The sequence below is a fragment of the Anianabacter salinae genome (assembly GCF_019061145.1).
GTDB lineage: Bacteria > Pseudomonadota > Alphaproteobacteria > Rhodobacterales > Rhodobacteraceae > Anianibacter > Anianibacter salinarum.
This window is the reverse complement of the sequence record NZ_JAHQZS010000006.1, coordinates 65,285-77,385: the sequence shown is the minus strand read 5'-3', so window position 1 is coordinate 77,385 and position 12,101 is coordinate 65,285. Positions and strand designations below refer to the sequence as shown.

General features: G+C 64.7%; 12 protein-coding genes. 7 read left to right on the top strand and 5 right to left on the bottom strand.

Translation table 11 applies throughout. The features are described 5' to 3' along the window. Positions 1-96: 96 nt before the first annotated feature. Genes KTJ87_RS15720 through KTJ87_RS15710 form a run of 3 tightly spaced genes read right to left on the bottom strand, consistent with a single transcriptional unit; the run spans position 97 to position 2,994 of the window. Complete coding sequence (locus KTJ87_RS15720; RefSeq protein WP_267140099.1) at positions 97-1,413, bottom strand: TRAP transporter large permease; 1,317 nt, start codon at positions 1,411-1,413, stop codon at positions 97-99. Next, complete coding sequence (locus KTJ87_RS15715) at positions 1,410-1,943, bottom strand: TRAP transporter small permease (protein WP_267140098.1); 534 nt, start codon at positions 1,941-1,943, stop codon at positions 1,410-1,412. The genes KTJ87_RS15720 and KTJ87_RS15715 overlap by 4 nt, the downstream gene beginning before the upstream one ends. A 10-nt stretch (positions 1,944-1,953) precedes the next feature. Then, positions 1,954-2,994 (bottom strand): TRAP transporter substrate-binding protein, encoded by a 1,041-nt coding sequence (locus KTJ87_RS15710; RefSeq protein ID WP_267140097.1) that lies wholly within the window; start codon positions 2,992-2,994, stop codon positions 1,954-1,956. Positions 2,995-3,200: 206 nt separating this feature from the next. On the opposite strand from KTJ87_RS15710, the gene KTJ87_RS15705 reads away from it, so the two are divergent. The 7 genes from KTJ87_RS15705 (at position 3,201) to KTJ87_RS15675 (ending at position 10,009) form a co-directional block, all read left to right on the top strand. Continuing rightward, the gene (locus KTJ87_RS15705; RefSeq protein ID WP_267140096.1) at positions 3,201-3,980 is read left to right on the top strand and encodes an IclR family transcriptional regulator domain-containing protein; all 780 of its coding nucleotides are present in this window, start codon (positions 3,201-3,203) and stop codon (positions 3,978-3,980) included. 133 nt (positions 3,981-4,113) lie between these two features. Next, on the top strand, positions 4,114-5,361 hold the full coding sequence (locus KTJ87_RS15700) for an aromatic ring-hydroxylating dioxygenase subunit alpha (protein WP_267140095.1): 1,248 nt from the start codon (positions 4,114-4,116) through the stop codon (positions 5,359-5,361). Next, the gene (locus KTJ87_RS15695) at positions 5,358-5,846 is read left to right on the top strand and encodes an aromatic-ring-hydroxylating dioxygenase subunit beta (protein WP_267140094.1); all 489 of its coding nucleotides are present in this window, start codon (positions 5,358-5,360) and stop codon (positions 5,844-5,846) included. The genes KTJ87_RS15700 and KTJ87_RS15695 overlap by 4 nt, the downstream gene beginning before the upstream one ends. 5 nt (positions 5,847-5,851) lie before the next feature. After that, positions 5,852-6,793: a PdxA family dehydrogenase gene (locus KTJ87_RS15690; RefSeq protein WP_267140093.1), complete on the top strand. Its 942-nt coding sequence runs from the start codon at positions 5,852-5,854 to the stop codon at positions 6,791-6,793. Further along, complete coding sequence (locus tag KTJ87_RS15685) at positions 6,783-7,826, top strand: 2Fe-2S iron-sulfur cluster-binding protein (RefSeq protein WP_267140092.1); 1,044 nt, start codon at positions 6,783-6,785, stop codon at positions 7,824-7,826. Before KTJ87_RS15690 ends, KTJ87_RS15685 begins: the two co-directional genes overlap by 11 nt. After that, a complete protein-coding gene (locus KTJ87_RS15680; protein ID WP_267140091.1) occupies positions 7,823-8,980 on the top strand; it encodes an FAD-dependent monooxygenase in 1,158 nt (385 codons plus the stop codon). Before KTJ87_RS15685 ends, KTJ87_RS15680 begins: the two co-directional genes overlap by 4 nt. A gap of 237 nt (positions 8,981-9,217) precedes the next feature. Beyond that, complete coding sequence (locus KTJ87_RS15675) at positions 9,218-10,009, top strand: transglutaminase-like domain-containing protein (RefSeq protein WP_267140090.1); 792 nt, start codon at positions 9,218-9,220, stop codon at positions 10,007-10,009. Positions 10,010-10,128: 119 nt separating this feature from the next. On the opposite strand, the gene KTJ87_RS15670 is transcribed toward KTJ87_RS15675, so the two are convergent. Continuing rightward, complete coding sequence (locus tag KTJ87_RS15670) at positions 10,129-11,325, bottom strand: OmpA family protein (RefSeq protein ID WP_267140089.1); 1,197 nt, start codon at positions 11,323-11,325, stop codon at positions 10,129-10,131. A gap of 41 nt (positions 11,326-11,366) precedes the next feature. Continuing rightward, positions 11,367-12,077 carry a hypothetical protein gene (locus tag KTJ87_RS15665; protein ID WP_267140088.1) on the bottom strand — a complete coding sequence of 237 codons (711 nt, stop codon included), beginning with the start codon at positions 12,075-12,077 and terminating at the stop codon, positions 11,367-11,369. Positions 12,078-12,101 lie beyond the last annotated feature (24 nt).

Here is a 12,101-nt window from a genome sequence, read left to right as displayed (position 1 = left end):
CAATCTTGCTGACAGGAAAGTTCCCAAAGCAGCCAATCCGCAGAAGATCGGTCAAAGCGCGCGCCCGAGCCGTTGCGAAGGCCCGGGGCAGCGCGGTCAACTCAGACCGGGCAGCCAGAGCACGAGGCTGGGGATGAAGATGATGAGCGCCACGCGCACGATGTCGCTCAGCAGGAACGGGATCACGCCGACAAAGGCATCCTGCACCCGTGTCTGCGGATCGGACGCGGCGATGATGAACACGTTCAGCCCGATGGGCGGCGTGATGAGCCCCATCTCGACGACCATCAGGGCAAGGATGCCGAACCAGATCGCGGCGGCCTCGGGGCTCATGCCAAGGTCCAGCGACAGGACCAGCGGCAGGAACACGGGCACCGTCAGAAGGATCATCGAGATGCTGTCCATCACGCAGCCAAGCGCAAGGTAGATCGCCAGCATCCCGAACAGCAGCAGGATCGGCGACAACTGGTACTCGCCTAGCGTGCTGGCCAGCGTTTGCGGCAGCCCGTTCATCGCCAGAAAGCTGTTGTAGACCTCTGCCGCGACGAGGATCAGCATGATGAGGCCGGTGGTCTTGCCCGTCTCCAGCAACGAGTCGAGCAGGTTGTCGAAGCTTGCCTTGCCCTTGGCGATCATGATGAGCAGCGTCGCCACGACCCCGACCGACGCGCCTTCGGTGGGGGTGAAGAACCCTCCGTAGATCCCGCCGACCACAAGGATGAACAGCCCCGCGACGATCCAGATCGACCACAGGCTTTGCAGGCGCTCGCGCCAGCTTGCGCGCATGCCTGCGGGGGCCTGATCGGGGAACATCCGCGAGAAGATCGCGATGACGCCGATGTAGAACGCGACCGCCATGACGCCGGGCACGAAGGCCGCCATGAACAGCTTGCCGATGCTTTGTTCCGCGATCACCGCGTAGATCACCAGGATGATCGACGGCGGGATCAGGATGCCCAGCGTGCCGCCTGCCGCCAACGCGCCCCCTGCCAGTTGGGGCGAATACTTCGACGCCCGCATCTCGGGAAGGGCGATGCGGGACATCGTGGCGCCCGTCGCCAGCGACGAGCCGCAGATCGCACCGAACGCACCGCAGGCGACGATGGTGGCCATGGCGATGCCGCCGCGGATGTGGCCGACCCAGTAGCGTGCGAACTGGAACAGGGACGCGCTTAGCCCCGCCTTGGTGGCGAAATGGCCCATCAGGATGAACAGGGGGATGACGCTGAGCGTGTAGTTGGACGTCTTGCCGACGACCGAGGATTTGACGAACTGCGACAGCGCGAAGAACGAGTTGTATTCGACGTAGCCGATGCCGCCGACAACGGCCATCGCAATGGCGATGGGAAAGCGCAGAACGATCAGCCCGAACATCGCGCCGAACATGAACAGACCGAAGACAAGATCGCTCATCGCGCCAGCCTCCAGCCCGACAGGACGGCGGCCGCGACCGAGACGATCACCAGCAGCACCATCCAGACGGTCGCGGGGCCGTAGAACACCCATTCCGGCATGTTGAGAACGAACGAACGGTCGAGGCTGTCGAGGGATTCGTGAAAGCCGACGGCGACGCGCCAGCAGGCGAAGCAGGCGATTGCCAGAAAGGTCAGGTCCGCCAGAAACTCGAGCGCGTGGCGGATGCGCTCGGGCGCGGACTGCGTGAAGAATTCGGCGACCACGTTGCCTCGCGTGATGTGGGTGTAGGGAAAGAACGACAGGACCGCGATGCCGGTAAACAGTTCGACCAGCTCGAATATGCCGTAGATCGGCTGATTGGCGACCGCGCGGGAAATCACGCTTGCCGTGGTCATCAAGGCCATGCCCAGAAGCACGACGCCGCCCGCTGCGGCACAGACAAGCGCAAGCCGCCGGATGGCGGAGTGAAGTCGGGCAAGCGGGGCCGGCAAGATGCCGGCCCCCGCGTCGTCAGAGCTGAATTGCATGTGCCGCCGTCTATGCTGCGTTCTGTTCGATCAACGCCAGGGCTTCATCGTAAAGCGCCTGACCGTCGAGACCCCGATCGTTCACGTTGGCGATCCAGTTGTCGATCACCGGCTGGCAAGCCTCGCGGAACCTGTCGCGCTCGGCGTCCGAAACCTCGACGATCTCGTTGCCCGCGTCGATGGCTAACTGGCGCCCCTGTTCCTCGTCGCCGTCCCACAGAACGCCCAGTTCGCGGACGAATTCGGCGCTCGAGGCGTCGTTGATCGCCTGCTGCATGTCGGCGGGCAGGCTTTCCCAGCGCGACTTGTTCATCACCATGCCGAACACCGCAGCGTAGAAGTCGAGAACGGTGTGATAGTCGGTGACTTCGTGCAGGCGGATCGGGCGGGTGATCGTCCAGGGCAGGGCGGCACCGTCCACGACCCCGCGTGCGATGGCCTCTGTCACCGCCGGAACCGGCATGCCCACCGGAACCGCGCCCATCGTCTTGATCGCTTCGGTGATCGGGCGCGATGGGCCGCGAATTTGCAGGCCCGCCATGTCGTCCACCGTCCGGATCGGGTCGCCCTTGCCGTGAAGCTGGCCGGGCGCGTGGGTGTGGAACAGGATCGGATGCGTGTCGCCGTATTCCTCGCCAAGATTGCGCTTGGCGAATTCATGCACCGCGGGCGCGGTGGCGGTCGCGCTTTTCGCCACGAAGGGAAGCTCGAACACCTCGGTCAGCGTAAAGCGATTCGCGGTGTAGCCGGGGATCGTCCAGACCATGTCGACGATGCCATCCTTTGCCTGCGAATACAGCTCGCCCGGGCTGCCGCCCAGCTGCATGGACGGGAAGATCTGGATCTGCAGCTCTCCGTCCGTCGCTTCTGCCAACCGTTCGGCCCAGGGCACGAGAAACTGCGTGTGCGAGATCGACAGCGGCGAATTGAAGTGGTGCAGGCGCAGGTTTACGGTCTGCGCGCGAAGCGTCGCCGGGGCGGCGAGCACGCCTGCCGTCGCAGCGGCGGTGCCCAGGAATCCTCGGCGGGTGAAGGGGTGTGCAGGTGTCATCGGTTTCCTCCCTGTTGCAGCGGCACGGCATGGGAAAAAGCGCCCCAAGCCTGCCCGTCGCAGGGCAAGGTGGCACGGCCTGCGACCGGATGTCACGAATTTTATCCGAATAACGATTTTTGTTCGCATAGCGAACAATTCGTGCTATGCGAGACCAGAGCGCCGGGCCGTCTGGCCCGTGCGCTGGAACATGGGAGAGTGAAGTGATGAGTGACGACACCGGCGCCGGAAAGCCGCGCGCGCCCGAGGGCATGGGAGGGCTGGCCAAGGGGCTTGCCATCATCGAGGCGTTTTCCGAGACGCGCCGCGAGATGACAGTGGCCAAGGCGGCGCAGGCGGCGGCCATCTCGCGGGCCAGCGCCCGGCGCTGCCTTCTGACGCTGGCCGAGCTTGGATATGTCCGCCAACTTGGGTCGGCCTATCTGCCGACACCCCGGATGCTGCGGCTGGGCGACGCGTTCTTCGAATCGAGCACGCTGCCGCAACTGGCCCAGTCTCATCTCGATGACGCCCGAGACCAGTTGAACGAATCCGTTTCTCTTGCGGTGCTGGAAGAGGGCAACTCGGTCTTCGTGGCGCGCGCAGAGGTCACGCGCCCGGTCAGTTCCTACGTCCGGATCGGGGCGAAACTTCCTGCCTACGCCTCGGCCACCGGCCGGATGCTGTTGGCCGACCTCGCGGACGAAGACGTGGACCGGTACCTTTCCACGACCGACTTCGTGCCGTTGTCTCCCAAGACAGAAACCGATCCGGACCGCCTGCGCGACCTGGTGCGCGACGTGCGGGCGCGCGGCTATTCGGTGATCTGCGAAGAGCTTGAACTGGGGATGCTCGCCATGGCCGTTCCGGTGCGCAACAGGAACGGACGCACGGTCGCCGCGCTCAGCATCTCGGCCGCCATCGCGCGCGTAGGGCTGGAGCAGGCGGAGCGCGAATTCCTGCCGGTTCTCCTGGCCCGCGCCGACGCGCTGTCGCGCATGCTCTGATCCGCCGCGCGCGCCTCGGCGACCTCGTTGCCCGCCGCACAGGGGCCGGGGACGGGTTGACTTTGCCCGCAGCTGCCTTCTAGCATGTCCGTATAGCGATCAATGTTCGATATACGAACAACGGGAGGCCAAGATGAAAGATGTCGCGACCGGGCAGAACCCGCTCGACGGATGGGAAGGTGGCGTGAACCGCGTGCCTTACTGGGTGTTCTCGGACGAGGATGTGTTTCGGGCCGAACAGCAAAAACTGTTTCGCGGCAAAAGCTGGAACTACCTGTGCCTAGAGGCTGAAATCCCCAACCCCGGCGACTATGTCGCCACCTTTGTCGGAACCACGCCGGTCATCGTGGTGCGAGACTTCGACGGCCAGATCTATTCGTTCGAGAACCGCTGCGCGCATCGCGGGTCGCTTCTGGCGCTGGACGACCGGGGCACCACGCGCGACTTCACCTGCGTCTACCACGCCTGGCGCCACACGCTTCAGGGCGACCTGGTCGGCGTCGCCTTCGAAGAGGGCATGTACGGCACCGGTGGTATGGCCGAGGGGTTCTGCAAGAGCGACCACGGCCCCCGCAAGCTGCGTGTCGCCGAGTTGTACGGGCTCGTCTTCGGCAGCTTCGACGAGGATATCGACGACATCGAGGAATATCTGGGCGACGAGATCACTGGCCGGGTCAAGCGCGTGCTCGACGGGCGCGATTGCGTCGTTCTGGGGCGGTTCACGCAGATCCTGCCGAACAACTGGAAGCTCTACGTCGAGAACACCAAGGACAGCTACCACGCCTCGATCCTGCACCTGTTCTTTACCACGTTCGAGTTGAACAAGCTGTCGATGAAGGGCGGCATCCTCGTCAGCCCGGACGGCGGCAGCCACGTCAGCTATTCCGCCGTCGACCGCGAGGCGGAGCAGTCCAAGGCCTATCAGGAGCAGCAACTGCGCTCGCAAAGCGACTACCAGCTTGCGGACGAGTCGCTGCTTGAGAACTTCAAGGAATTCGACGACGACATCACGCTGCAGATCCTGTCGGCGTTTCCTAATTTCGTCCTTCAGCAGATCCAGAACTGTATCGCGGTGCGGCAGATCCTGCCCAAGGGGCCGGACAAGACCGAACTGAAATGGACCTATGTCGGCTTTGCGGACGACACCGACCAGCAGCGCCGCGTGCGGCTCAAGCAGTCGAACCTTGTCGGGCCTGCGGGCTACGTCTCGATGGAGGATGGCTGCATCGGCGGCTTCGTCCAGCGCGGCATCGCGGGGGCCGAGGACAAGGAGGCGATCCTTGAAATGGGCGGCACCGATTTCGGCAACAGCGGCAACCGGATCACGGAAGGCTCGATCCGCGGATTCTGGAGCGCATATCGCGAGAGGATGGAAACATGAAGGACATGGCCGTCACCTCTGACCTTCTGGTCGACATCAGCCAGCTTCAGACCCGCTATGCCCGCTGCATCGACGCCGACCGCATCGAGGAATGGCCCGATTTCTTCACCGAGGACGGGTTCTACAGCGTCACCACCGCTGAAAACCGGCGCGCCGGACTTGAGGCAGGGCTGATCTGGCTGGACGGCATCGGCATGATCCGTGACCGGGTGACAGCGCTGCGCGACGCGAACATCTACGAGCGCCACAGCTATCGGCACGTGCTGGGCCAGCCCTATGTGCTTGGAGAAAGCGATGGCGGGGATATCGAGGTCGAGACGTCGTTCTTTGTCGTGCGCATCACCCGCGACGGGGAGACGGACGTCTTCGCCAGCGGATGCTACCACGACGCGCTGCGCCGGGTGGACGGCGACCTCAAGCTGTCCAAGCGGATCGCGGTCTGTGACAGCAGCCATATCGACACGCTTCTGGGCTTGCCGCTCTGACCGCCATGCCGCTCCCTGAAATCCTTGTGACAATGGGCGACCCGAACGGGATCGGCCCCGAGATCGCGCTGAAGGCGGCCGTCGCGTTTGCAGTGGAAGGCGCCCTGCGTCCGGTTGTCGTGGGCGACTGGCACGTCGCCCGCAGCACGGCCGATCTGTGCGGGCTGGAACTTGGCGCCATCGAGATTGCCGACGTGGCCGCGCTGCCCGAGGCAGAGTTTCAGCCCGGCCAGCCGACTGCGGCGTCCGGCAAGGCGACGGTACGGTATCTTGTGGCGGCGCTTGATCTACTGGACCGAGGCAATGTGCGGGGTATCGTGGGGTGCCCGCATTCAGAGACAGCCATCAACGCCTCGGGGCGGCCATTTTCCGGCTATCCCAACCTACTGGCAGAATTGCGCGGGCAGGACCCGGACAGCGTCATCCTGATGCTGGTCGGCGGCGGGCTGCGCGTGGCGCATGTGACGCTGCACGAGCCGATCCTGACCGCGCTGAACCGGATCACGCCAGAACTTGTGTCCGGCACGATCCGCACAGTCCATCAGGGGCTACGCCGGTTGGGTATCGACAGGCCGCGCATCGGGGTCATGGGCTTCAATCCCCATGCGGGTGAGGGCGGGCTGTTCGGCGATCAGGACGAGCGGATCGTGAAGCCCGCGGTCGAGGCGCTGCAAGCCGAGGGGCTGGACGTCACCGGCCCCGAGGGCGCGGACCTGCTGCTTGGGCAGGACGGTTTCGATGCCTTCGTCGCCATGTATCACGATCAGGGGCATATCCCGGTCAAGCTGCTGGCCGGGCGCAACATTTCGGCGCTGTCGCTCGGCGCGGACGTGCTGTTCTCGTCAGTGGGCCACGGAGCAGCCTTCGACATCGCGGGAAAGAACGCCGCTTCTCCAGAGGCGGTCCTGCGGGCCGCGCGCATCGTAGGGGGGCTTGATGGCGTATAACGTGCAGATCGCCGAGACCGATTTCGAGTTCGACGTGGAACCCGGTGAAACGGTCCTCGACGCCGCCGAGCGGCAGGGGTTCGCACTTCCGTATTCTTGCCGCAAGGGCGTGTGCAACACCTGCAAGGGCGGTTTGACGTCGGGCGATGTCGGCGTGCGCGGCAAGGGCGATGTCAGCGGCCCGGCGACAGGTGTGCTGCTGTGCCAGGCGCGCCCGCAGTCGGACATCACCATCTCGCCATCCTCGGTGGAAAAGGTCGATCCGATCCGGCGCAGGACCGTTCCGGCCAGGATACGGCGTAAGGAACTGGTTGCGGCCGATGTCGTGCGTCTGTCGCTGCGGTTTCCCATCGGCACGCGGGTTCCATTCTCGGCGGGTCAGTATCTGCGCGTGACCTTAGGGCAGGGAATGACCCGCAACTATTCGATGGCGAACGCACCGCGAAAGAACGACGGGTGCGAGTTGCATATCCGGGTGATCGACGGCGGGCGGTTCTCGCAGCAGGCGCTTGGGGCGCTTGGCACGGGCGATGTGTTGACGGTCGAGATGCCGTTCGGGACTTTCGGCGTCGACAGGTCCCTGCAAAGGCCCGCCATCCTGCTTGCGGGCGGGACGGGATATGCGCCGATCCGGTCGGTGATCGAGGCGCAGGTCGATGAGCACACGCGGCGGCCGCTGCACCTGTACTGGGGCGCGCGGAACAGGGACGGGCTTTATGATCTGGACCGGCTGACCGAGCTTGCAAAGCGGCACGACTGGTTCACCTTCACCCCTGTCCTGTCAGAGCCGGACGAAGGCTGGACCGGGCGCACGGGGCTTGTGCACCGGGCTGCCCTTGCCGACCATCCCGATCTGTCCGCGCACGAGGTCTATGCCTGCGGCGCCCCGGCGATGATCGACGCCGCCGAAGCCGAATTCTGCTCGGACGGCAATCTTGATCCTGCCGCATTCCATGCCGACGCCTTTCTCGCCACCGAAGAGCCGGTGCCCGCATCGGCCGCGCAGCCAACATCAGAGGATAACAGTTCATGAACAAGGATTTCCGGATCGCCATCGTCGGCGGCGGCATCGGCGGGCTGTTCGCCGCCAACGCGCTGTTGTCCAAGGGGTTTCAGGTGTCGGTCTACGAACAGGCCCCCGCGCTTGGCGAGATCGGCGCGGGCGTGTTCATGACCCCCAACAGCGTGCGCCAGATGCAACGGATCGGCCTTGGCGACGAGGTGCACCGCAAGGGCGGCCTCGTCGGGACGCAGTCGCGCTATTACCGGCATGACGGCACACCCATCGCCGGGGTGCAGACCACGGATTCCTCGGGCTGGAACGCGACCTACGGCATGCACCGCGCTGATCTGGTGGACATGCTTGCGCGCAACCTGCCCGAAGGTCTTGTGCGGACAGGCCATGCCTGCAGCGGGTTCGAGCAGGACGAGGGCAGCGCGCGGGTGCGGTTCGAGAATGGCGCGGTTGCCGAGGCCGAGCTTGTGATCGCGGCGGACGGCATCCACTCGACCCTTCAGCGCCATGTCGTGCCGCCCTCTACGCCGGTGTTCTCGGGATCGGTGGCCTATCGCGGCACCATCCCCCATGCCAGGCACAGCGAATGGCCGACCGACCGCTGGGAAATGTGGCTGGGCGAGAAGAAGCATTTCCTCGTGTTCCCGCTGCGCGCGGGCGAGATCATCAACTTTGTCGGCTTCGTTCCCGCCGATGCCGAGATGCGCGAATCCTGGTCGGCGCCGGGCGATCCCGACCAGCTTCGCGCCGAGTTCGCCGGGTGGGACGACCGCCTGACGGGCCTCTTGTCCAAGGTCGATCACACCTTCCGCTGGGGCCTCTATGACCGGGAGCCGCTGACGCGCTGGTTCTCGGGCCGCCTTGCCCTTCTGGGAGACGCCGCGCATCCGATGCTGCCGCATCTGGGGCAGGGGGCGAACCAGTCGATCGAGGACGGCATGGCACTGGCCACGATCCTGGCCGAAGGAACGTCCGACCTTACAGCGTCTTTGTCGCGGTATCAGGACCTGCGCCTTGCCCGCGTTGCCGACGTGCAGATCAACGCGCGCAAGAACGGGATGCGCTATGATTCCCACTACACTGACTTGAGTGTCCGGGACGCCGAGATCTCGGCCCACCACGAGTTCCGAAAGTCGCTTTATGACTATGACGTGCTTGCCCATGTGCGGTGACGCGCAGCCTAAGGGGTAACAGCAGCCTCGCCTGCGTCTTTAGAAGGCGCTGTCTGGACAAATCCGGGGAGCGTTGGTGCTGGTCACGGGGCTGCGACAAGGATTGGCTCCCTGATCTGCCTGTCGCGGGCCATGTCACGTTCACAATCCGAAGCTGGCCTCATTCCCTACAGACGTTCCTTTGACGTCCCTCGGTATTTCCACTAGCGCTCGAACCAGGGTGTAGCCGGGGCGACAATGAACCTGAATATCGACGTATCAATGACCTACAGGCTTGGCGCCAAGAGGCTGGCGTTGCTCGCCTTTGAAGCGGCGCAGTATGATGGCCAGAGCGTGTTCGAGGACCGCATCGAGATCGAGGACGCGGTGCTTCATGATCTTGAGGGCGAAGGTGGTGTCGGAAGGCGCAAGTGGGTCCGCATTCGAGGCGAACACCTGATCTTGCGCTACCAGGCGCACGCGCGGGTGTCTCGCGCTCCGGCTCGGCTGGATTGTCTCGACGCAGTGCCGCTGGATGATTTGCCGGGAGAGGCGTTTTCATACCTCCGGCCGTCGCGCTATTGCCAGTCCGACCAGCTTGAGATCTTTGCCGACCGCCGCTTCGGCCATCTTTCTGGGGGATCGAAAATTCTGGCGATCCTGGACTGGATCGCCGCCGAGTTGGAGTATGTCCCAGGACACTCGGATGGCGCCACGTCCCTTCTCGATACGTTCGCGACGCGCAAGGGGGTGTGCCGGGACTACGCGCACATGATGTGTGGACTGGCCCGAGCCTCGCAAATCCCCGCGCGCTACGTCTCGGCATACGGCGCTTCGGTGACGCCGCCTGATTTCCATGCCGTCGTAGAAGTATGGCTGGATGGTGCCTGGCATATTGTCGACCCCACGGGCATGTGTTCGGCCGACGAAATCGCGGTGATCGGCGTGGGCCGTGATGCGGCGGATGTCCCCTTCATGGAAACCCCTGACGAAGCACAGTTCGTGGAACAGATCGTTCGGGTTGAGGCAAGGGCAGGGGGCGGGCGCTAGATAGCGTCCTGACCCCCGGCAAAGAGCGAACTCGCGCCCATGATCGTCCGCGCCTCCATCAGGCGGCGCGGAGTTGCGAGATTCGGTGGCACAGGCCCGCACATGGCGGGCATATGGCCTCATGCACCGCCGCGTCTGAACTCGATACGCCGGTTCTTCGCGCGTCCGTCCTGCGTGGTGTTGTCGGCCACGGGTTGGCTTTCCCCGAAGCCCGCAGCGCGCAGTCGTGCTGCGTCGACGTCGCGCGACAGGAGCGCCTGCAAGACTGCTGCAGCGCGCTGCTCAGAGAGGCTGCGGTTGTAGCCTTCGCCCCCGTCGGAATCGGTGTGGCCTTCGATCTGCATCGTCGTGCCGGCGCAGCGGTTGAAGAATTGCGCCACCTCGTCGAGTACCGGCGCGCTTTCCTGTTCGTCGATCCGCGCGCTGCCGGAGGCGAAGTAGATCGCCCGCGTGCTCGAGATCACCGCCATCCGGTTGTCGCATTCCTCGGTGCTGAGGGCACGCGTGCTTTCTTCGAGCGCGGATGTCTCGGTTGCTGCGCGCGCGGCAAGAAGCTCTGGCGTCGCCTCGCCGCCCTCGAAGCTGAGGTCAAACGACACCATGGCGGAGGGCTTGATGGCGATATCGTCTGCGGCCTCTGCAAGGCGTGCCACGCCGTCCGTCAGGTCATGGTCGGCGGCCATAACTTCGACAGGTTCGGCAGAGACGACGCGCACCACTGTATCCGACATGCGCACCGCGACGGCATTGACCGACAGCTCTCGCGTGACGCCGTGCAGGTCAAGCGTGATCGGCAGCGCCGTGTCGATGGTGTCGCCGACGGCCATGGCGCCGAAGACGGCCGGGTCAAGCTGCGTGGTCAGGGTGGCAACGGGGAACTTGAACGTCTCGAAGAACAGGAACCGCATCCGCACGTTGCGGATATCGACGCTGGTGTCGAGCGAGTTCAGGTCGATCGTCACGATGGCCGACCCGTCGGGCTGCACGTTGCCGTCGAGCGTCGTGAACACGTGGGACTCGGTCACGGTTTCATTCTTGGTGGTGGAAAGACTGATCTGCGACGCTGCAGGGTTGAGAAGCCAGGCACTTGCCAACATTGCGTCGCCCGCCGGAGTTTCGGCGGATGCAGCGGGCGCGGCCTCGGCGGTGGCAGGCGCTGTTCCGGCAAGTTCGGCCTGATACAGCGGACAGGCTCGTGCGGCGAGAGCCTGGTCCGCGTCCTGAAGGCAATCCTCACGGTTGCCCGCAAGTGCCGGGGCGGCAGCTCCGACAACGAGGAGACCAGCCATCAGGCTGAGCGAACGGAAAGAGGTCATGGCTTGGCGTCCTTGCATGGGTGTGGCGCGCGGGGGCGTGATCACTGGCATCCGGTCTTGGCCCAGCGCATCAGCGACAGCTTGTAGGCGCCGCCATAGGGGTGCTGGTGACGGAAGATCGCGGCAGCGCGCGGCAGGTAGGATTGCCCTTGCTCGCACAGGCGCTGCGCGTTCCATTCGTGACAGTTGGTGCAGGTCTTCTTCCACAGCTCTTCCGGCAGCCCCTCGATCGGCGGGAACATCGGGGTTCCCTCGATGAGTTCGGCAAGCGTCTTGCCGCGCACTTGCGGCGCGCCGTAGGGCACCGGCTGGTCAAAGCGCAGGATGTCCTCTTCGGTCAGTTCGGGGGCAGGTTCGGCCATCGAGGCGGGCGCTGCGGCAGGGGCTGCTGCGGGCGCAGCCGCAGTCGGAGCAGGCGCGGCGGCAGCGACGGCCCCGGCCTGAGCGGTCATGAAGATGGTGCTGGCCCAGCCGCCGACATCGACCACCGTGCCATCTGCCTCGGTCTTGTTGACCACAAGGCCAAGCTGCTGAGGCCCGACCTTGGCATCGTTCGAAATGCACGCGATGTCGCCTTGCTGAAGGATCGAGACATAGTCCCCCGGCGCATCGGGATCACGCAACACCTGCAGGATCGGAACGTTGACGCTATAGGGCGTGCACAGGGTCTGGGCCTGCGCTGTCGGTGCCGCAAATGGAGCGGCAAAAAGCAGGGCGAGGGCCATCAGTCCGGTCGCATTAAGACGTTTCATGTTCTTCCTTTCGGCAAGAGGCGA